The sequence below is a fragment of the Synechocystis sp. PCC 7509 genome (assembly GCF_000332075.2).
In the GTDB taxonomy this organism is placed as follows: Bacteria; Cyanobacteriota; Cyanobacteriia; order Cyanobacteriales; family Chroococcidiopsidaceae; genus Aliterella.
On record NZ_ALVU02000001.1, the window covers coordinates 3,861,444 to 3,883,197 of the forward strand.

At 42.1% G+C, this 21,754-nt stretch carries 18 protein-coding genes and 1 pseudogene; 6 read left to right on the top strand and 13 right to left on the bottom strand.

The annotated features are described in order from the left end of the window. Positions 1-11 precede the first annotated feature (11 nt). Together SYN7509_RS0219355 and SYN7509_RS0219360 are read right to left on the bottom strand one after the other, a co-directional pair. On the bottom strand, positions 12-401 hold the full coding sequence (locus tag SYN7509_RS0219355; protein ID WP_009632560.1) for a CAAD domain-containing protein: 390 nt from the start codon (positions 399-401) through the stop codon (positions 12-14). 90 nt (positions 402-491) lie between these two features. After that, positions 492-1,088: a DUF1517 domain-containing protein gene (locus tag SYN7509_RS0219360; protein WP_009632559.1), complete on the bottom strand. Its 597-nt coding sequence runs from the start codon at positions 1,086-1,088 to the stop codon at positions 492-494. Positions 1,089-1,159: 71 nt separating this feature from the next. Between SYN7509_RS0219360 and SYN7509_RS0219365 the strand changes: the two genes are divergently transcribed. Continuing rightward, positions 1,160-2,002: a prephenate/arogenate dehydrogenase gene (locus SYN7509_RS0219365; RefSeq protein ID WP_009632558.1), complete on the top strand. Its 843-nt coding sequence runs from the start codon at positions 1,160-1,162 to the stop codon at positions 2,000-2,002. 124 nt (positions 2,003-2,126) lie between these two features. On the opposite strand, the gene xseB is transcribed toward SYN7509_RS0219365, so the two are convergent. The 9 genes from xseB to SYN7509_RS0219410 all read right to left on the bottom strand — a co-directional run bounded on the left by xseB (position 2,127) and on the right by SYN7509_RS0219410 (position 10,287). Next, positions 2,127-2,363 (bottom strand): exodeoxyribonuclease VII small subunit, encoded by a 237-nt coding sequence (xseB, locus tag SYN7509_RS0219370; RefSeq protein ID WP_009632557.1) that lies wholly within the window; start codon positions 2,361-2,363, stop codon positions 2,127-2,129. Beyond that, on the bottom strand, positions 2,363-3,595 hold the full coding sequence (xseA, locus tag SYN7509_RS0219375) for an exodeoxyribonuclease VII large subunit (RefSeq protein WP_009632556.1): 1,233 nt from the start codon (positions 3,593-3,595) through the stop codon (positions 2,363-2,365). Before xseA ends, xseB begins: the two co-directional genes overlap by 1 nt. A 163-nt stretch (positions 3,596-3,758) precedes the next feature. Then, a complete protein-coding gene (locus tag SYN7509_RS0219380; protein WP_009632555.1) occupies positions 3,759-4,349 on the bottom strand; it encodes a sulfite oxidase-like oxidoreductase in 591 nt (196 codons plus the stop codon). Positions 4,350-4,443: 94 nt separating this feature from the next. Next, positions 4,444-4,617 (bottom strand): 50S ribosomal protein L32, encoded by a 174-nt coding sequence (gene rpmF, locus SYN7509_RS0219385; RefSeq protein WP_009632554.1) that lies wholly within the window; start codon positions 4,615-4,617, stop codon positions 4,444-4,446. Between the two features lie 98 nt (positions 4,618-4,715). Then, entirely contained in the window at positions 4,716-5,471 is a 756-nt protein-coding gene (locus SYN7509_RS27790) for a hypothetical protein (protein ID WP_009632553.1), read from the bottom strand. 300 nt (positions 5,472-5,771) lie between these two features. Continuing rightward, entirely contained in the window at positions 5,772-6,098 is a 327-nt protein-coding gene (locus SYN7509_RS0219395) for a Mo-dependent nitrogenase C-terminal domain-containing protein (RefSeq protein WP_009632552.1), read from the bottom strand. A gap of 277 nt (positions 6,099-6,375) precedes the next feature. Next, on the bottom strand, positions 6,376-8,145 hold the full coding sequence (locus SYN7509_RS0219400) for a ribonuclease J (RefSeq protein WP_009632551.1): 1,770 nt from the start codon (positions 8,143-8,145) through the stop codon (positions 6,376-6,378). A 164-nt stretch (positions 8,146-8,309) separates the two neighbouring features. Beyond that, positions 8,310-9,215 (bottom strand): 4-hydroxy-tetrahydrodipicolinate synthase, encoded by a 906-nt coding sequence (dapA, locus tag SYN7509_RS0219405; RefSeq protein ID WP_009632550.1) that lies wholly within the window; start codon positions 9,213-9,215, stop codon positions 8,310-8,312. Between the two features lie 25 nt (positions 9,216-9,240). After that, the gene (locus tag SYN7509_RS0219410; RefSeq protein ID WP_009632549.1) at positions 9,241-10,287 is read right to left on the bottom strand and encodes an aspartate-semialdehyde dehydrogenase; all 1,047 of its coding nucleotides are present in this window, start codon (positions 10,285-10,287) and stop codon (positions 9,241-9,243) included. Positions 10,288-10,740: 453 nt separating this feature from the next. On the opposite strand from SYN7509_RS0219410, the gene tig reads away from it, so the two are divergent. The 4 genes from tig to SYN7509_RS0219430 all read left to right on the top strand — a co-directional run bounded on the left by tig (position 10,741) and on the right by SYN7509_RS0219430 (position 15,259). Next, positions 10,741-12,171, top strand: a complete 1,431-nt coding sequence (gene tig / locus SYN7509_RS0219415) for a trigger factor (protein WP_009632548.1) — start codon at positions 10,741-10,743, stop codon at positions 12,169-12,171. Positions 12,172-12,315: 144 nt separating this feature from the next. Then, positions 12,316-12,993 (top strand): ATP-dependent Clp endopeptidase proteolytic subunit ClpP, encoded by a 678-nt coding sequence (clpP, locus tag SYN7509_RS0219420; protein ID WP_028954445.1) that lies wholly within the window; start codon positions 12,316-12,318, stop codon positions 12,991-12,993. Positions 12,994-13,006: 13 nt separating this feature from the next. Beyond that, the gene (clpX, locus tag SYN7509_RS0219425) at positions 13,007-14,347 is read left to right on the top strand and encodes an ATP-dependent protease ATP-binding subunit ClpX (protein ID WP_009632546.1); all 1,341 of its coding nucleotides are present in this window, start codon (positions 13,007-13,009) and stop codon (positions 14,345-14,347) included. A gap of 3 nt (positions 14,348-14,350) precedes the next feature. Then, positions 14,351-15,259, top strand: a complete 909-nt coding sequence (locus SYN7509_RS0219430; RefSeq protein WP_009632545.1) for an alpha/beta fold hydrolase — start codon at positions 14,351-14,353, stop codon at positions 15,257-15,259. A 50-nt stretch (positions 15,260-15,309) separates the two neighbouring features. Here SYN7509_RS0219430 and SYN7509_RS26460 read toward each other — a convergent pair. Next, positions 15,310-16,003 (bottom strand): annotated as a pseudogene (locus SYN7509_RS26460) (IS1 family transposase). Positions 16,004-16,664: 661 nt separating this feature from the next. Here SYN7509_RS26460 and SYN7509_RS0219445 point away from each other — a divergent pair. Next, a complete protein-coding gene (locus SYN7509_RS0219445) occupies positions 16,665-18,776 on the top strand; it encodes a M4 family metallopeptidase (RefSeq protein WP_158506171.1) in 2,112 nt (703 codons plus the stop codon). A gap of 95 nt (positions 18,777-18,871) precedes the next feature. Here SYN7509_RS0219445 and SYN7509_RS0219450 read toward each other — a convergent pair whose 3' ends face one another. Further along, positions 18,872-21,715 carry a UPF0182 family protein gene (locus SYN7509_RS0219450; protein ID WP_028954446.1) on the bottom strand — a complete coding sequence of 948 codons (2,844 nt, stop codon included), beginning with the start codon at positions 21,713-21,715 and terminating at the stop codon, positions 18,872-18,874. Between the last annotated feature and the right edge of the window lie 39 nt (positions 21,716-21,754).

Below are 21,754 nucleotides of genomic sequence, written 5' to 3' on the forward strand. Positions count from 1 at the left end.
TACAATTAAACCTACTTGTCTAGAAATCCTTGGATTTTTTGCCCCAACTCTTGTCGATTTGAGGTGTTGAGTAAAAATCGGCTGATAAACCAAATAGAATAGCCAATTCCAACTAATTCAAAGGTTGGTGCTACTAAAGGAATCTCATTAATAGCTGCAATCACAGCTAAACTTACTCTAAACGCAATAATTGCGCCGAAAATTAGTCCCAAGTTGATTAGTAGTTGTTGATTCTCGCCGAAAAAACTACCTAAGTTCTCTGATAGTTGCGATAAAAAGCTGACAACTTTACCAACTATCCATTGTCCTTTTTCTAGAGGTTTACCAAGCGGAGGTTCAGGCTCTATAATTACCTTGACTTCAGGAGTTTCAGTTACTGGTGGGGTTGGAGGTTCTTGCATAATTATGTGTTTTTTAACTCATCGAATAAGTGTAAATTACCATGCAAAGTTTAGGATTATGCTAGGCGATCGCACTTGTTGTATTTCTCTTTAAAGTGGGATTAATTCGGTAAAATTTTGCAACAACTGATCGTTGGTCAATTCGTCGCCTAGTTGCGCCGGGGAAAAATGGACTTGAATTGCTTGTAATTTCTCTTGGTAATGCAGATTAATCAAGGCTTTCAAGCCATCTTTGAGAGCGGTAATATTAGATAAATCGGTTTCAAGTTCTGGAACTTCTCCAGTAAACGCCGCCGTAATCATCACTACCAAGTTACGAGTTATAGGTATAGATAAAGGCTCGTCAGTGGGAGTGTTGCTAAAATCTGGTTCGCTGAGGTAGCGTTGGGCGGAATCGGTAAATAATTCATTAACGTAGTCTCCTGCTTCCCCTTCACTCCAAAATACATCGCCTTCATTCGCCGCCGAAAGCCAGTATTCATCGTATTGCAGCAGAGTTTGACATATTTCGACTAACCCCTCTCCCAATACCTCTAAGTCGCCATCAGCGTCCATAGCCGATCTAGCTGTACGATTTAAAACCCCTAATATTGGTGCTACTTCTTGTCCCGCCAGGTGTAAAAATAAACGAGAAACAACATAACGAGTACCACCCGTTAATTTACTAAAGCGATCGCGTAAACCCATATTTATTTACTCCACAACTTAACCTACTGTATCCCTGGCAAGATAATACTAACTAAGTTTTATTTTGAACTATGAATATTGGCATTATTGGACTGGGATTAATTGGCGGCTCTTTGGGGTTAGATTTACGCGCTTGTGGTTACAAGGTTTTGGGTGTAAGTCGGCGCGAACAAGTCTGTCAAAAAGCCAGCGATCGCGGTGTGGTAGATTTGGCAAGTATAGACTTTGCTATCCTCAAACAGGCGGAAGTTATATTTATTTGTACGCCCATAGCGGCGATTCTGCCTACCGTAAACCAACTAATTCCCTTTCTCAATCCATCCACCGTATTAACCGATGTTGGCTCGGTTAAAGCGCCTGTAGTCGAAGCTATTGCGCCTTTATGGTCAAACTTTGTCGGCGGACATCCTATGGCGGGAAACTCTGAATGTGGGATTGAAGCGGCGCAAACTAATTTATTTGTCTTTAAGCCTTACGTGCTTACACCAACTGCATCAACTCCGCTTACCGCCGTTGCTAAAGTTGAGAACATTGTAAAAAGTCTGAATGCAAACATTTATCACTGTACTCCTCAAGATCACGATCGCGCCGTTAGTTGGATTTCGCACTTACCAGTAATTGTCAGTGGCTCGTTGATTGCTAGTTGTCAAAGTGAAGCTAACCCAGAGGTTTTAAAATTAGCCCAAAACCTTGCTAGTTCTGGTTTTCGAGATACAAGCCGCGTAGGTGGGGGAAATCCTGAATTAGGCTTAATGATGGCAAGTTATAACCGCGATGAATTGCTCAGAAGTTTGCAATACTATCGTCAAAACTTAGATAGAATGATTCACCTAATTGAACAAAAAAACTGGGTAGAGTTAGAGCAGCAATTGCAATCTAATCATGCAGGGCGATCGCACTTTGTGCGGGAATAGAAAAGTTTAAACTACATTGAGTTATCGTATTGATAAGTTTACTTTTGCCAGTCATGGCAGCTTTCGATTTGCAAAAAGATATGATTCTTTGTTGCAAGTTACTCTATGACTTTTAAGTTAGTTTTTAAAAAGAATCGGTTTGCTCTGTCAAAGTTTCAACTAACAAAGTCATTTGCTGCTGCTTTTGGTTTAAAAACGCCTCGCACTCGCGCAAATACTCAACAGCCGTAGTAAATTCTGTAAATACTTCCGCAAGCTCTAATTCACCGGATTCTAGCTGGTTGATAATTTTCTCAACTTTGGCAACGGTTGCCTCATAATTCCAATTTGCTTTCTTTTTAGCGCGAGGAGAATCGGTCATTATTTATCGAAAATTTCTGTTACTTTGACTTTAACTTGACCTGTACCTAGTTGGACAAGCAACTCTTGCTCCTTCGCAAGTTCAGAACTAGAACGCGCGATCGCCCCTTTTTCTGTTCTCAATACCGCATATCCCCGTTTTAATACCGCTTTGGGGTCTAAAGTTGCAAGCTTTTCTTGTAAAAACCTACAGTGCAAAGTCACATTTTGTAACTGATTTTGCGTTACTTGAACTAACTGCTGTTTTTGCCAACCAATTAGCTGTTTTTGTTGCTGGATTTGCCGCTCTAAAGGTAAACGTTGCAAGCGACTTTGCAAACGATGTAGACGATTTTGGACGCTAGCAATTTGCCCTGTAGCGGCTCTTTGCAGACCTTGTAGGCGCTCTTGATGCTCGGCGTAAAGGGTCGTGAGTTCTGGTACAACTTGTTCGGCGGCGGCGGTGGGAGTATGAGCATAGGCATCGGCGACTAAATCGGCTAAAGATTCATCGCGTTGATGACCAATCCCAGTAATTACAGGAATTGAACAATTGGCGATCGCTCTTACTACTCTTTCGTCATTAAAACAAGCCAATTCCTCTGTTGCACCACCACCACGAGCTAATATTAGTACCTCCGCACGTTTATCTTTTTCTACTCGCTCTATGGCTTTGATAATTGATGCTGGGGCTTGTTCCCCTTGGACAATTGCCGGAGAAAATAGCACGTGTAAACCTGGGTAACGCTGTCCTAAAGTTTTTTGCGTATCTCCCCAAGCGGCGGCGGAGGCTGAAGTAACTACAGCGACGATTTGAGGGTGCGGCGGTAGGGGCTTTTTGCGTTCATTGTCAAATAACCCCTCTGCTTGCAAAAATCCGCGCAACTGTCGATAGCGCAATGCTAATAAACCAACTCCTGCGGGCAAACTTTGCCACACCGTTAACTGGTATTGTCCGCGCCCAGGATACAACCGGATACTACCTAAAACTATTACCTGCTCTCCCATTACAGGAATTTGTGCCAATTTTTCTAATTGACCATTCCAAGCAACACAACTAATTGCCGCTTTATCTTGAGGATCGGTGAGGGTAAAAAACAATCCCCGGCGGTGATGATTGGTACTAGAAACTTCCCCAGTAATCCAAACTTGGCGCAATTGCCCATCTTGCTCTAATAATTCTTGAATGTAGGCAGTAATTCCGCCTACAGAAATCGGTGCTAGTTCTGGTGCAGTATCCAGATTAAACGTCATTATTAATCCACGAACAAAAGTTAAAGAGCATTTAACAGCTTAAAGTACCGTTGGCGATCGCTAGAGCAATAGATAACTGCTGAACTGGCACTTTTTCCTAGAGCAAATTATTTATTTAATAGTACAGCGACACAAACCCGCGATGTCTGTGTCGCTGTACTTATCAGCTATAACGTTCTTCTGCCCAGGGTTCGCCCCGGCTATTGTAACCATTGCGTTCCCAAAAGCCTAATTCTTCTTTGTCTAGAAACTCCAAGCCATTAATCCATTTGGCGCTTTTCCAAGCGTAAATATGCGGAACAACTAGCCGCATTGGGCCTCCATGTTCGGCGCTTAGAGGTTCGTCAAAAACTGTATGGGCAAAAAAGTTTTCTTCCTTCAATAAGTCCGACATCGCAATATTGGTAGTGTAACCGCCATAGCAATGTTCCATCACATGAACAGCTTTCGGATCTATCTCAATTAATTTGATAAAGTCGGTTACTTTAATCCCTTTCCATTTGACATCGAGTTTAGACCAACGCGTAACACAGTGGAAATCGGCGGTAAACTCGTGTTGGGGTAAAGCCATAAAGTCCGACCAACTAAAAGTTGCCTCTTTTGCCAAACCCCAAACTTTAAACTGCCAAGTTTCCATATTGACTTGAGGAGTTTGCCCGTAAGTAAGTACAGGAAACCCTTTAGTTAAATATTGACCAGGAGGAACGCGATCGCTCTGTTCCTCGTTAGGTTTTTTAAAAAATTTTCCTAGCATTATTTCAGTTGCTTCAGCTTCCTACTCTATTGTGGAGTAAAATCTTTTAACTTACATTTTTGCTTTTCTAGTTAGTTAGCAACAAGTGATGAGTTTATTCTTCGGCTTCGTCTTCTTCCTTGGTAGGATATACAAACTTAGAGCGTCCGCTTAAAATCGATTTACCCAAGGAAAGAGCTTTTTGAGCCTCTACTACTGCTTTATGTTTCCAGGTTGCTTTACGCTTATCTCGTTTTGATTTGGATGTTTTCTTCTTAGGAACTGCCATAATAGCCACTACAATTTTTGACAACCTTTCTAGTATAAAGTCAAAAAGCCAGACCTACAACTTCAGGTATTGCCTAACCAAATTACTCTGTAGAGATTTTAAGGTTGATTAGGTGCTGGATTAGCTGGATCTACTTGGGGTAAGTTTTGAGGGGCTGGTGTTGTTATGGGGGCGACAGGGGTTGGTGTGGGAGCGATATTATCACCAGGGGAAGTTACGGGCGGTATTCCTGGCGCTTGAGGGCGGGGAACCAAAGCTGGACTTCCAGGAAGTGGAGCAGTTTCAGGATTGACGGGTTCAATAGGAGCATTATTAATAACTTCCCTAGCGCTACCGGGAGGATTATTTTGTTGTGGTGTGGGTGGTGGTGGAGGGGTACTTCCTGTTCCCTGGGGAGAATCGGCGGTAGCTAATTGTGGCTCCTCTAAACGTAAAAGACTGCGCGCACTATTGAAATATGTAAATCGATCGTTACCATCGCTCCATTGCGGACGACTCAAACCTATAGCTAAAACTGGCGCAATTACACCCTGATTTTGACCTAAAATAACTACCGAAACGTCAGTAACTTGAGAACCTTGGCTAAAGCCTTGTGAAAGGGCGGAAGTAGCTGCGAGTTCTGCTCTTTGGATTAGACTATCGTAGGTTTCATCTGGTTGGCGATCAATAGTAATATTATCAATCCGAGCCGTTTCAGCTTGAACAGTTTGTTGGCGGAGAAAACTAAATCCTATAAGTATTAACGATAAAGAAGTTAGTTGAGTTATTCTAGTCAGCGATCGCCCAAAATTAAGGCTATTTTTATTTTGGTGCTGCTCGGTCTTTGAGGCTTGGGGGCAAAAAATCAACCTCATAACTGCGATTGCTCCTTAAAGTAGTGATTTTACAATTAATTGCTTATATCTAACTGTATTAACACTGCTTTGCCGAGTATTGTTAAATATAGATAGATTTATTAAAATTTTTGGATGATTAAAAACCTTAAAATAGCTATTTTAGCTATAAGTAGTATGTTTTACCTGTTTTGCTAATTAGCTTGGAGAGAAAACAGTATTTTTTATACTAAGAAAAAAGAATTATATTTGAGTACCCAGCTAGGGTGGGGTTTTGTAATGAGGAGCAATTAAATTTCAACTAAGATCAAGTAAATATTTTTAGCAGTAAGCTGTCACATCTTCGCCGCATTCATCAGCCAAATAGCAGAGCGCCCGAAAACGTAAACCTACAACTTCCTCGTATACTGGGTTGAGTTTGCACATGGGAGGAATACGGAACAATTTACGACCAAATAGTTTGATATCGCGTTCAAAGGGACATTGAGCAGGAATTAGTTGGCATAAACGATGAGCTAGTTTTGGGTTACATACTTGGATGCGATCTAAGCGTTGACGCAGGGATTGGAAAATATCAAATTCTGCTTTTTCGCCTAGCATCCAGTTGTTAAGTGGGAAGTCTTGGTTTGCTTGTTGTGATAAGTTCATAATGCCTCTACTTAAATCGGGTAATTTGGGTGTTCTAAGAATATCTACAATTTGTCAGCGAATTTTTCGCAAGAACAAGGAAAAAGTTGATTTGTTATCATCTTGCTCAAAGTTACAAGATTACGAATTAGAGACATTACTGAACTTTTGCAGGGGTAAACTACTAATTTCCGTAAATGCACCCAAGAAAGTCAGCAAAATAGCAAAAATAAAGAGTGGAAAGAAGTTGTTAGCTTCTTCCCACCCCCTATTTAATTAGTAATGACGCTTGATAAACCTAAGAAGCTGCCACTTGTGGCGCTGTAGTGCGTCGCCGTCTTCTCCCATCTAAGGCTTTGGTGGGTTCATCAGGGGTTTGCATCAATAAAGTAACTGTCGGTTGGGTTTGCAATTCTCGGCGAATTTGACGCTGTAATTCCCGTTCTAGCTGCACTTGTACCCCTACCCAATCTACTTCTACAGGTTCGCCATTGACCGATTGAGTAAAACTTGACCAGCGATCGCTTAATACTCTTTCCATCCGCTCTTGTACCCACTGTTGCAGCTTAGGGCGATCGATGGTAGTAACTACACCCCGCAGGTGAATTTCTGGTTTCATCATCAATTTACCATTCCAATCTACCGCCGCCGCAATCGTAATAATGCCTTCTCCTGCCAATTGCTGCCGCTCTTTGAGGACGCGATCGCTCACTATTCCCGTGCGTGACATATCCACCAACTCTATTCCCGCCGGCACTTTCCCGGTGACGCGCATCGCCTCTGGTGAGACTTCTATCACGTCGCCGTTTTGAACAATTAGCATATTTTCGGCGGGAATGCCTGTACTTTGAGCCGTTTCGGCGTGCTTGACTAGCATCCTATGTTCGCCGTGAACGGGTAAGAAAAACTTAGGCTTAGTTAGTCCAATCATCAATTTTTGGTCTTCTTGGCAACCGTGACCGGATACGTGCAAGCCTTTATCTTTACCGTAAATAACGTTTGCACCCTGCATCATTAAGCGGTCAATGGTATTGACAACTGCAATAGTGTTTCCCGGAATCGGGTTAGCGGAAAATACTACCGTATCGCCAGGACGAATTTTAATTTGCTGGTGTTCGCCGTTAGAAATGCGGGTCATTGCGGACAATGGTTCGCCTTGAGAGCCTGTAGTTAGAATTAATACTTTTTCTTCCGGTAAGTTCCGCAAGGCTTGCAATGGTTGTAGCAAGTTGTCTTCGCACTTGATATAACCCAAGTTTCGGGCGTGAGCGATTAAGTTAAGCATTGAGCGCCCTACTACCCCCACCACGCGATTTTGTTTTCTGGCTATGTCCAAAATCATGTTGATGCGGTGGACAGAAGACGCAAAGGTTGTAACTAAAATCCGCCCTTTAGCTTGACTAAATACCCGTTCTAGGTTTGGATATACCGACCGCTCAGAGGCTGTATAGCCTGGTACTTCGGAGTTTGTCGAGTCGCTAATTAAGCAAAGTACGCCTTTTTCGCCGTGTTCTGCTAACCTTTGCATATCAAAAAATTCACCATCTACGGGAGTATGGTCAAACTTGAAGTCTCCGGTGTGGATAATTACTCCGGCGGGTGTGTGTAAGGCAATGGTAAAACTGTCAGCAATAGAATGAGTATTGCGGATGAATTCGACAATAAATTGCGAACCTAGTCTTACTGTTTCGCGGGGTCTAACGGTTCTCAATTCTGTGCGATCGCGCATTCCGGCTTCTTCTAGTTTACCTTCTAGCATTGCTAGTGCCAACCTTGGCCCGTAAATTACCGGAATTTCTAGCTGTCGGAGGTGAAAAGCTATACCACCAATATGATCTTCATGACCGTGAGTGACAATCATGCCTTTAATTTTATGGCGATTTTCCCGCAAATAAGTCATATCTGGCAGCACAATATTTACTCCGTGCATACCATCGGTGGGAAAAGCTAACCCTGCGTCTAGCAAAATTATTTCGTCTTCGCACTCAAATACACAGGTATTTTTACCAATTTCATGCAAGCCACCGAGAGGAATAATTTTTACTGTTGGTGATGTGTTTTTTGCCATGTCAATCCTTTTGTTAATTGTGTTTAATAGAAAAAACTGTAGAAGTTCTCTTTTTTCCCGTAGGTATCTAAAGTTTCTAGCAAATTTTTTAGGTAAAATTTCTGCAATTAGAGGTAAATTAAGACCTCATTTTTATGTATTCTTTCTGCCTTTTTAGAAAGTAGTTAATAATCCAAATCTTTGTTTTTGCTATCCATAGCTTGCAAGACTTTTTCTAAGGTATTACTTACCTTTTCTTCCTCTTCGCACTGTAATGGTAGACGAGTAGAACCGACATCCCAACCTTTCATTTTTAAAGCCATCTTGACTGCAATTGGATTAGTAGTAATAAACAAAGCTTTAAATAAGGGAAATAATTGTAAATGAATGCTAGTCGCTTGTTGAACTTTTCCAGTTTCAAAAGCTTGAATCATTTGTTGCAATTTTAGTCCTACTAAATGACTAGCGACGCTGACTACGCCTTTAGCACCCACCGCTAACATCGGCAAAGTTAGGGAGTCATCACCGGAGTAAATTTGAAATTCTCTAGGCGTTAGGCGGCTAATTTCACTGGCTTGGTCTAAGTTGCCCGTTGCTTCTTTGATGCCTACAATGTTATCAATTTCGGCTAACCGAGCTACCGTCTCAGGCAGGAGATTTTGGCTGGTACGACTGGGGACGTTGTACAACACTATCGGCAAATCGGGAGAAGCGGAAGCGATCGCCCGAAAGTGATGGTATAATCCGCCTTGAGGTGGTTTGTTATAGTAGGGAACGACTTGTAAAGATCCATGTACTCCTATTCTAGCTGCTTTTTGGGTGGCGGCAACAGCTTCGCTGGTCGAATTTGACCCTGTACCTGCCATTACCAGTGCTTTTCCTTTTACCGCCTGCAATACAACTTGAAATAACTGATATTCTTCGTCCCATGTTAGGGTTGGCGATTCTCCGGTTGTCCCGCACACTACGATTGTATCGCTGCCATTGGCGGCTAAATGTGCGGCTAATTGTTCGGCTACAGCATAATTTACACTACCGTCGGCTTTAAAGGGCGTAACCATTGCTGTTACAACTTTTCCAAAATCTACCACCCGTTTTTACTCCTCACCGTAGCTTTTAGCTATTTGCTGTTTGATATTTTGGCGCTGACAGTAGATTTTTTTCTACTAATAATTCAGCAATTTGGACGGCGTTTAGGGCTGCACCTTTACGTATTTGGTCGCCACACAGCCATAGTTCTAAACCGCACTCGTGGGATATGTCTTGACGGATGCGACCTACTAACACTTCATCAATGCCTGTAGCATCTATAGGCATGGGAAAGTAATTTGCTTCCCAATCTTCCACTACTCGCACGCCGGGAGCTTTGCTTAATATGGCTTTGGCTTCCATAGCGCTCATTGGCGATTCAAACTCTAGGTTAATTGCTTCCGAGTGGGCGCGGAGTACGGGAACCCGAACGCAGGTGGCGGTAATTCTTAGATGGTCGGCATTAAATATTTTTTTAGTTTCGTTGACCATTTTCATTTCTTCTTCACAGTAACCATTTGCAGTCATGGGGGAGTTGTGAGGAAATAAATTAAATGCTAAAGGATAAGGGAAAATTTCTGGAGTTGGAGACTTTCCTTGTAAAATTTCTTGAGTCTGGTTTAAAACTTCTGCCATTGCCATCGCCCCCGCACCGCTAGCAGATTGGTAGGTAGAAGCAACAATTCGGTTGATTTTCCTAGCTTTGTATAGTGGATACACCGCCACCGCCATCAAAATTGTTGTGCAGTTGGGGTTAGCAATTATCCCTTGGTGGTGGGCAATTGCGTCAGGATTAACTTCGGGGACTACTAGAGGAACTTGAGGGTTTAAACGAAAAGCACTAGAATTATCTACTACTACCGCCCCGGAAGCTACGGCGATGGGTGCGAGGGTTTTGGAAATAGAACCCCCCGCCGATGCTAGTACCAAGTCTATGTTATTGAAAGAGCGATCGCTCACCTCCTCAATTACTAAATCTTCTCCTTTAAAACTCATAGTTTTCCCCGCACTGCGAGGAGAAGCTAGTAGCTTTAGCTCTGCTACCGGAAAATTCCGGCTTGCGAGTAATTCTAATAATTCTGTACCTACAGCCCCCGTTGCGCCTAAAATTGCCACGCGATAGGATTTTGTCAAGTTTTGCTCCTAATCAGATTGATTTAATTTTGTTTAGATAATATAGCCAGCTTCAATAAGGAATTAAATTTATATAGTTAATTATTTTAGGGGAATATTAAACTTTTAGTTAAGTTATAACAGTTTGATAAAATTCTTCAAGCAACTTCAATATTCTGTGGTTACTAGCTTATCAGCAAACGTGCGATTGAAACAGCACGGGACAAAAGTGTAAAGGATTAGGCGATCGCATCAAATTATCGCTAAACTAAGAACTGCTCGAAAAGCCACAAATTTTATCTATACTGGCTAGGATATCACGGTGTCGTTGCCTCTGCCCTGCCAAGATAAAAATACTTTTAGCCCGTAGTAGGGATAAAACCGTTGTAGGCTTATAGCTTTCTCCGTCAGCAATCAGAGCAAGCCTAAGTAATCTAGTTCCCTTTAGTCAAATTGTCAGATAAAACTGTAAACATGAAAGTCACCCAGGAAAAACTCCCCGCAAGTCAAGTCGGTTTGGAAATAGAAATTCCCCCCGAAAAGTCCAAACAGGCTTACGAGCAAGTAATTCAAAACTTTGCTCGCTCTGCCAATATTCCTGGGTTTCGTAAAGGCAAAGTTCCGCGCCAAGTATTAATTCAACGGCTAGGAGTAGTCAGAATTAAAGCCGCAGCTTTAGAAGACTTAATCGAAAGCGGCTTAACAGAGGCTCTCAAGCAAGAAGAAGTTAAAGCCATTGGTCAACCTGAACTACGCACCTCTTTTGACGAATTAATCGGTCAATACGAACCCGGCAACCCCTTGACTTTTAAGGCGGCGGTAGACGTGCAGCCAGAGGTGAATTTGACGCAGTACAGTGGCTTGCAGGTACAAGCAGAAGAAGTTAAATACGACCCCGCCAGCGTAGACAAAGTTATTGAAGAAAATCGGCAAGAGATGGCAACATCAATACCCGTAGAAGGACGCGCGGCGCAAATGGGTGATGTAGCAGTAGTAGACTTTAAGGGTATTTTAGTCAGCGACGACGAGGAGGCGGAAGTAGAGGAAATTCCTGGGGGTGAAGCGACGGATTTTCAAGTAGAGCTACACGAAGATCGATTTATTGAGGGTTTTATTCATGGCATAGTGGGCATGAATATCGGTGAAACTAAAGAAATCAACGCTAAATTTCCGGCGGAATATCCTCAAACAGAGTTGGCAGACCGCAAAGCCATGTTTACCGTGACTTTGAAGGAATTAAAGGAAAAAGAACTGCCAGAAGTTAATGATGAATTTGCTCAAGAAGTTGGCGAATTTGAAACTTTAGACCAATTGAAAGCATCCCTGGAAAAAAGGTTCACTGAAGAAGCAGAAAACAAGACCAAAGTCAACAAGCAAAAAGCTTTAACAACAGAATTGGTCAAAAATGTTGAGGTAGATTTGCCGGAAACATTAATTAACCAAGAAGTTGATGCCATGTTGACTCAAACTGCCATGCAGTTGAGCAGACAGGGAATTGATGTTAAAAAGCTATTTACCCAAGACATCATACCTCAACTAAGAGAGCGGTCGCGCCCCGAAGCCATTGACAGCATTAAACGCACTCTGGCATTACAAGAAGTAGCAAAACGCGAATCAATTGAAGTTGAAAGTGCGGCTATTGAAGCGCGGTTTACGGAAGTGATGGCAGAATTCACCGAAAAGGATAAAGATATTGACCAAGATAGGTTACGGGAAGTTCTCGCTGATGAATTGCTCACAGAGAAAATTTTTGATTGGCTGCAAGCAAACGCCACTATTGAACTGGTGGAGGAAGGGACTTTAACCAAGCCAGAAGAACTCCTTGAGGAATTTGGCGAAGAAGACACTTTGAATCCGCCCGTAGAAATAGCTGAAGATGCTACCGAAGAAATAATAGCAGAATAAATGTATTGGGGCGATCGCTCGATAAAAAGGGCGGCTTCTCCATCTCTAAAATGGATAAGCCATAATAGGTTACAGATAGGTTAATTAATTAGAGTTAAAACCTACTATGCTTTCCATCGGTGACATTTTTTAAGTTTGTGATTTATGCTTGAATCAAAATCTATGTATCCTCCCATCAGCAGCGCCAACTATCTAGAAATTAATAACATCGTTCCTACCGTTGTAGAACAGTCGGGTATGGGGGAACGGGCTTTTGATATTTACTCTCGGCTGCTAAGAGAGCGGATTGTATTTTTGGGAACGCAAGTAGATGATGCTGTCGCGGACTCAATTGTGGCTCAGTTATTATTTTTGGATGCTGAAGATCCAGAAAAAGACATTCAGTTATACATCAATTCTCCGGGCGGTTCCGTAACGGCAGGAATGGCAATTTATGACACAATCCAGCAAATTCGTCCAGATGTTGTTACTATTTGTTTTGGATTAGCTGCAAGCATGGGAGCATTCTTATTAACAGCCGGAGCAAAGGGTAAAAGGATGTCATTGCCCAGCGCCCGAATTATGATTCACCAACCATTAGGTGGCGCACAAGGTCAAGCGGTTGATATCGAAATTCAAGCAAAAGAAATTCTTTATCACAAAAGTAGATTAAACGAGTTACTAGCTCATCACACAGGTAAGCCTTTAGAGAGAATTGAAGCTGATACGGAAAGAGACTTTTTTATGTCCGCCGAAGAAGCAAAAAATTACGGCTTAATCGACAGCGTGATTTCTCGGCAAAATATCCCCCAAGCAGGCGCTACAGTTACTCCAGTTAACTAATTCGAGGCTTTTTATGGTAAAGTACGACTCCCATCTTAAATGTTCATTTTGCGGCAAGTCTCAAGAACAGGTACGCAAGTTGATTGCGGGGCCGGGAGTCTACATTTGCGACGAATGCGTTGACTTGTGCAATGAAATTCTCGATGAAGAATTAATTGAACACAACACAAGCAGCGCCGCCGCTCCAGCACCCCGTCCTGAGCCACCCCAAAAGCGCCGTCCTCGCTCGGCAAATTTATCGTTTAATCAAATCCCCAAGCCGAGAGAGATTAAAAACCACTTGGACGATCATGTAATTGGTCAAGAGGAAGCTAAAAAAGTATTATCAGTAGCAGTCTACAACCATTACAAGCGCCTCAGCCTCCTACAAAATAAAACTAATGGCAAAGGCGCAGAAGAAGCGATAGAACTGCAAAAGTCAAATATTTTGTTAGTGGGTCCCACAGGTTGCGGGAAAACCTTATTAGCTCAAACTTTGGCAAAAATATTAGACGTACCTTTTGCCGTTGCTGATGCTACAACTTTAACGGAAGCGGGATATGTGGGCGAAGATGTGGAAAATATCCTGCTGCGCTTATTGCAAGTGGCGGATTTGGATGTAGAGGAAGCCCAACGGGGAATTATATACATTGATGAAATAGACAAAATTGCCCGCAAAAGCGAAAATCCTTCGATTACCCGCGATGTTTCCGGGGAAGGCGTACAGCAAGCTTTGTTGAAAATGCTGGAAGGCACGATCGCTAATGTACCACCTCAAGGCGGGCGCAAGCATCCCTATCAAGACTGCATTCAAATTGACACCAGCAATATATTGTTTATTTGTGGTGGGGCTTTTGTGGGGTTAGATAAAGTGGTCGAACAGCGCATTGGTAAAAAATCCATGGGCTTTATTCAACCAGGGGAAGGGATATCGAAAGAAAAACGCGCAGCAGACGTGCTGAAGAACCTAGAACCGGGGGATTTGGTTAAGTTTGGGATGATTCCCGAATTCATCGGACGCATACCTGTTGCGGCGGTAGTAGAGCCATTAGACGAAGATACTCTAGTGGCAATTTTGACCCAGCCGCGCAGTGCTTTAGTCAAGCAGTACCAAAAGCTGCTGAATATGGATAACGTACAGCTAGAGTTTAAGCCGGATGCTTTGAAAGCGATCGCTAAAGAAGCTTATCGGAGAAAAACTGGTGCTAGAGCGTTACGTGCCATTGTCGAGGAATTAATGTTAGAGGTGATGTACGAATTGCCCTCAAGAAAAGATGTTACTTGCTGCACAATTACGCGAGAAATGGTAGAAAAACGCTCTACGGCGGAATTGCTAGTACATCCATCTTCTTTACCTAAACCGGAATCTGCCTAAATCATGCCTTACATTCGCGTTCGCGGCGTTGACCATTATTATGAGTGGGTCAAATCGCAATCAAGCTCTAAAGTTAAGCCAGTAATGGTATTTATTCATGGTTGGGCAGGGTCTGCTCGTTATTGGCAAAGTACCGCCAAAGCTTTGAGTGAAGATTTTGACTGTTTGCTGTACGATATGCGGGGATTTGGACGCTCTAATGGCAAATCGCCTCTACTTAAAACAACCGAGGCAGTGGCGGACTCTCTAGCGACCCCAGAACAAACAGAAACTATAGTAGCATTGACCTACGAGCTTGAGGAATACGCGATAGATTTGGCAGCTTTGCTCGATAGATTAGAGCTAAAAAAAGTTTATCTCAACGCTCATTCAACGGGTGCATCAGTAGCGACATTATTTTTAAACCTTTATCCAGAGCGCGTAGAGAAAGCAATCTTAACCTGTAGCGGCGTTTTTGAGTATGACGAGAAAGCCTTTGCGGCTTTTCATAAGTTTGGCGGCTATGTAGTTAAATTTCGCCCCAAGTGGTTAGCTTTAATTCCCTTTGTGGATCGAATGTTTATGGCGCGATTTTTAAAGCGTTCAATTCCAAAGTGCGATCGCAAAGCGTTTTTAGATGACTTTTTGATGGCAGATTATGCTGCCGCGATCGGTACAATGGTTACGGCGGTAAGTGAAAATGCGGCAAAATTTATGCCCGGAGAATTCACTAAATTAAATGTACCCACACTTTTAGTTGCTGGAGAATACGATCAAATTATTCCGCCAGCTATGGGTCGTCAAGCCGCCGCCTTGAGCGATAAAGTAGAATTTGTGTTGATGCCGAATACAGCACATTTTCCGATGCTGGAAGATCCGCAAACTTACCTTGGTTGTGTACAGCAGTTTTTGCAGGGACCAAACAAGGCGTAAGATGTAAATTATTTTATTTATTTACGGGCGTTGCTGAATGAAGAGATGAATCATCCGGGGACAGGGACATCCCCAAATTTGAGATAATGAAGTAGCAATTTAATCGAGTGTCTCAGCATTTCCTCGGTCTTGGAATAACACAATGTTTTGCGATGTAATCGAGCGAGATAGTGCCGTAGCCGTGTGTTTTCACCTTTCACTCGTGTCATGTACGTCTTGCTAATAATCTGATCGCCATTGGGAATAAAGCTAGGGTAGACTGACCAGCCATGGGTAACGTAGAAATAGCACTGCCAAGGGGCTACAATCTCTCATAAAGGTCGAAAGGTTTCAGCACTGTGGTCGCCCAAAACCCAACCTAAAATTCCGGCTTTGAAGTGGTCAACAGCTGTCCAGAGCCAAATTTTGTTTTTTTTGACCTGACAAAGGTTTCGAGTACACCCTCGTTCACCAACTTGGGGAATGGTTTGCGGTTCGTAAGCATCCGGGAGCAACTGTCCCACCGCTTTAACCCAGCTAATCACCGTCGTGTGATGAACTCCTTTGACCCGTTCAATCCCTCGCAAGCCCATGCCATTGACGTACATCTTCAAACAGTCTCGCTTAATTTCCTCTGAGTAGCCTTTCGGGGGTTCATAGCCATCGATGAACTGGCGACAGCAATCAACACAAATGTGATGGGTGTTTACCTTTTCTTTTCCCATTTTTACGGATATGAGTTGAGTTACATTCAGGACACTGCATCAGGATTGACCTTAATTTATCTCTCTATTATGCAACGCCATTAATTGAATATTTTACAACCCAGCTAGACTTATTCGCCAGCAAAGGCTAAATACCAATATTCAGCGACCTACATGAAAAAAATGTAAAGAAAAACACAAGACTTTGTAATCTTTGCGGAATTCTTCGTGCATAGATTGAATACCTAAGATATCAAAGCAAGTTAAAACCTTGTTTAACCAACAAAACTATTGTTCATTTGGAGTTATAGTTATTAGTAACATTTTACACGCTGTATATGAGTAAATACGTAAATAGCCTTTAGTTCAAGCAAACGTAGGTTGATTGTATTGGCAGTAATAAATAACCATCATTTTTTAGCTCAAACCTATCTGCTTTTAAGTGCATTGTTTTTATCTGTGCGATTTAGTGCAGCTAATTGTTGAGCTAGGCATGACTAAAGACTTCGTTAGTAGGGATTCTAAGTTGCGATCGCTTTTTTCAATTCAATTTTCCTTCTTTAGTTCTTCTCGATCGCCCTCTAAATTCAAAACCTAAAGCCACAAGAGTAAATCTATTCCCAAAAATTACTTTGAGGCATCCCCCAAATTTAACTGTAAGTACCATGATAAATAACAAACATTTTTTGGCTAAACCTTCTCTACTTTTAACTGCATTACTTTTGTCTATACAATCAGGTGCAATAGCTGCTCCTAATAATGATGCAGGATTACAAAGTTCTGGTGCTACTTTCAAACAAGACCCCACAACTGGCAAAGTCACTTTTATTGGCAGTGGTTCACCTCAAGGAATCAAACTTCCTTCCACTGTTCCTAGCTTTGCCAGCAATCCCCAAGAGAAAGCTAGAGATTTTGCTAGAGCCTATGCGCCTTTGTTTGGTGTAAATAACCCTGATACAAATTTAGTTGCCAAAAAGTCATTTACAATTGACTCTTTACCCACAGTCAAGTATCAACAACTTTATAAAGGCATACCAGTATTTGCTTCGGAGATTAACGTTAATCTGGACAAAACTGGCAACTTGCTAGCAATGTCTGGTGAAGCAGCATCAAATCTAAACTTAGATGTAAAAGCTAAAGTTAGTTCTGCCCAAGCATTGAAGACAGCATTAGGAGTTGTCAAAAAATACTATAAGTTGACCGCATCAAGTGTAAACGCCTCCACACCAGAGCTAAATATTTATCAGCCCGAACTCATTGGCCCTGGTAATGGTCGAGCAAAGTTAGTCTATTTGGTGATAGTAAAACCAAAAGCCCTGAAACCAATTCAACAGTATGTATTTGTAGATGCAACAAAACCAAATACCGTTGCCCTCACATTCAATAACAACCCCGATGCTAGAAATCGCTTAACTTACACAGCTAATCATACCGAGATATTGCCAGGAACGTTGGTATGCAATGAGGCTAATGTAACCGCCAACTGTGCAGCCGCCGGAACTAGCGATGCGGCTAAAGCCCATACGTTTGCACGCGATACTTACGACTTTTACTTTAGTAACCATCAACGAGATAGTATTGACGGCTATGGGTTGCCGTTAGTCTCTACAGTACAATTTGGCGTTAATCTTCAAAACGCCTTTTGGGACGGGATTCAAATGGTCTACGGTGACGGCTTTTCCAAGGCAGATGACGTTGTTGGGCATGAACTTACCCACGGAGTAACCCAATATACCTCTAACTTGTTGTATTACTACCAATCTGGAGCAATTAATGAATCTTTTTCAGATGTGTGGGGGGAATTTATTGACCTAACAAACGGTAGAGGTAACGATACAGCAGCAGTGCGCTGGAAAGTGGGAGAAGATATTCCTGGTATTGGCGCAATCCGGGACATGAAAAATCCACCCCTATTTGGCGATCCCGATCGAATTCTTAGCCCCCTTTACTACAAAGATAGTGATGACAATGGAGGAGTACATTTTAATAGTGGAGTCAATAACAAAGCTGTTTTCTTAATGGTTGATGGCGGCACTTTCAATGGTAAAACTGTCGTTGGGCTGGGAGCTGCAAAAGTTGCCAAGATTTACTACAGAGCGCAAACAACTTTATTGAGTTCTGGTTCTAACTACAACGATTTGTATACTTATCTCAATCAAAGTTGCACAAGTTTAGTTGGAACTTCAGGAATCACCGCCGCAAACTGTACGCAGGTAAATAATGCGCTTTTGGCTGTGCAAATGAATTTGCCACCCTCTGGTGGTTTCCAACCACAAGCCGCCCTTTGTCCGGCGGGTAAAACTGTCTCTAACACTTTCTTTGATAACGTGGAAGGCAGTTTGAAGTGGCATCCTTTAACTTTAGCAGGCAATAATCTTTGGACAATAGGTACAAATTTTGCTGCTTCTGGGACTAATTCTTTGTTTGCGGCAGATATCGATGGTAATAGCGATTCTATTGCAGTCCAGAAGACAGGAGTGCTGATTCCCGCCGGTGCATACTTGTACTTTAAACATTCCTTTGATTTTGAAGCACCTAACTATGATGGAGGAGTTGTAGAGTACAGTATAGGCGGTACAGGCGTTTGGCAAGATGCAAGACCACTATTTTTAGCTGGTCAAAATTATAACGGCACTATCGATACAACTTCTGGCAATCCTCTTAAAGGACGACTTGCCTTTGTTGGTGTTAGTCATGGCTATGTTTCTAGCAAGTATAACTTAGCTTCCCTTGCAGGTAGGGTGGTTCGTTTTCGCTTCCGTCAAGCTAATGATGCTTCTGTGGGCGCTGGAGGCTGGGATGTAGATGATATAAGGGCTTATCGCTGTTTATAACTCCCATAACTTGCTTAACTAATACTCAATAAGGTTGGATGCAGAAATATAAAAGCCTGCATCCAACCTTAAATTGCATCAAAGGGGAAAGTTCGCTACGATCCTGGAGACTCTACAGGACGAATAATTGCTGGGGTAGTCGTTTCTGATGCTTGAAAAATTGCCCTCAAAGCTTGGTTTAAGGTTTCTGCCATTACAATCCGATTTTCGTAAGCAACTACCACTCGCACCAAAGTAGGTAAACTATTTTGCTCGGCTTCTAAATAAATTGGCTCTACGTACAGTAAAGACTGTTCGATGGGGACAATTAACAAATTGCCTTGAATAGCTCTAGATCCTTGCCGATTCCATAGGGAAATTTGCTGCGAAATTACTGGATCTTGATTTATCCTAGCTTCGATTTGCTCAGTTCCATAAACTAATTGCTGCTTGGGAAACTCATACAACAATAACTTACCGTAGTTTTCGCCATCGGAACGCGCGGCTAACCAAGCAACTAAGTTGGTGCGTTGCCTTGGAGTGTAAGGCAGTAGTAAAATAAATTCTTCACTAGGCTCATCGGGTAAGCTAGTAATTAAGTAATAAGGCTCTACTAATTTAGGTTTATTGCCGTAAACTTCATTGGGAATTTGCCACTGATCTTCTCGATTATAAAAAACTTGGGGATCGGTCATGTGGTAAGTTAGCAACCGCTCTGATTGAATATTAAAGAAGTCTACGGGATAGCGTGAATGGCTGCGGAGACTTGCAGGCATGGCGCTAAGAGGCTTAAATAATTTAGGAAAAAGCTGCTGCCAAGTATTAACAATTGGATCGCTCTGGTCGGTGATATAAAAGTCAACAGAGCCGTTATAAGCATCAATAACGACTTTTACAGAGTTACGAATGTAATTGATGCCTTGACTGCCTCGATCTGAGTAGGGATAGCGATCGCTTGTGGTATAAGCGTCAACTATCCAGTACAAATAATTGCCTTTTTGCCTTGGGATTTTAGTATCTGCTACTACTAAATAAGGATCGCCATCGTATTGTAAAAAGGGTGCAATTTCTCGGATGCGTTGATTAATGTTGCGTCTAAATAATACTTTGGTGTCAGGCAAAAAATTTCGTGTCAGTAACATTTGCCAATCGTTTAAGTATCTAGCAAATAAACTTTTGCGCCAAAAAGAACCTATATTAATTCCACCCCTACCATCGTAAGTATTGTAAACATTCTCGTTACCACTGGGATAGTCTAATTCTTTAACTTTAGTCCCCGTCATGACGTAAGTATTCGCTATCTCTCCGTAATAAATTCGCGGTTGTCCAATGGGAATACTGGCGCTGATAGCGGTGCTAGAAGTGTCTAAGGCGGTAGCGCCACCAATATCTTTAATAAAATACTCTGGTAAGCCACTAGGGGCTACAGTATTTACTGGGCTGAGGGTAAAGCCATAGCCATGAGTGTAAGTTAGGCGTTTATTAACCCAAGTTTGAGCTTGCTGAGGTACGGCGCTATAGTCTAATTCTCTTGCCGCAATTAGAGTTTGGCGTTTTTCGGCGTTGGTGGAATTAGATTGCAGAGTATAACGATCAATATCAGCGTCAAGAAACTGATAGTACAAACGGATTTGTTGCAACTGACGATTGGTATCTAGTAAGGGTTTACGATCCCAAAGGCGGATGTTATTAATGGTGAGAGCATTCGCTTGAATATCAGTGTAAGTTAAATTACCAAGAGGATTAAAGGCGCGAATTTCAATATTATCTAGGTCAAAAGCCTGTCTAGTTAAAGCTATACTTCGCTCAATGTAGGGGCGCTCTCTAGCGAGTTCGTTGGGTTGGACAATTAAACGTTGTACTACTATAGGCAAAATTAAGTCACTAGAAATCGCAATTGTGGCATATAGTCCCAGTCCATAAACTATCAATATAGACTTTTGGGCGATAGCGCCAGCTAATAATAAAGCGATCGCAATTCCCATAATACTTAGCAGCGTATAAATTGGTAGTTGAACTGCAATATCCGTATAGCTTGCGCCATAGGCAACTCCTCGCGTTGAATACAATAATTCGTAACGACTTAGCCAATAGCTAAAGGCAACTATCAACATCAAACCGCTACCTAATGCGAGTAAATGCTGTTGCTGAGGGCGAGAAAATCCGCGAAATCTACCTTGGCTTAGGCTATCTCCCGATAGTAAATAGGTAAGCGCTACAGCAATTAAACTGTATAACCCTAGTCCAACTAGCCAAAATTCTAGTAGTCTCCAAATTGGCAAAGTAAATATGTAAAAGCTGATATCTTTATTAAATAGAGGTTCAATACTATTAAAAGCTGTAGGATGTAGATATTGCAGTATGTTCGCCCAGTGAGCGGATAATACTAAACCCATAATTGCACTCAGTAATAGCGCCACTACTTTTAACAATAACTGTGGATATATTAATAGGGCGACTTGACTACTCAATAACAAGCCCAATGTCAAAGATTGCGAACCTAATTGCTGGCACATTTGCCAAAGTAAGTCTAAATTAAATCCAGCAGGAATCGGTGGCGAGATATTGGGTAAGCTAAAGTTAGGGGGCTGCCAATAACTCCAACCAACTTTGCTGTAGTAACTTGTTAATATTGCTAAAAGTAAGTTTAAACCCAAAACTCCTGGTAACAACCAGTTTAATTTAATACTTGGCGATCGCTTGATTTCCGCAAAATTCTGTGGCGGCTGAGTATACTTTAGTCGGCGGGCTACTTCTAAGTTTCCTAGCAAGTAGAGTGCCGTTGTGCTACTTGCTGTTACCCATACTATAGTTTGGGTCAATAACCGTAACTGCAATACTTGTAAATAGCCGACTTCTTGAAACCAAAAAATCTCTGCTCCTATTTGAGCAAGCAAACCCCATACTAGCCATAGCCCCATCAACAGGCTTATTAGTTGAAAGCAACGTTTCCAAAACACAAATTTTTATATTGGCTTAAGCCTGAGTTACACTTTAGA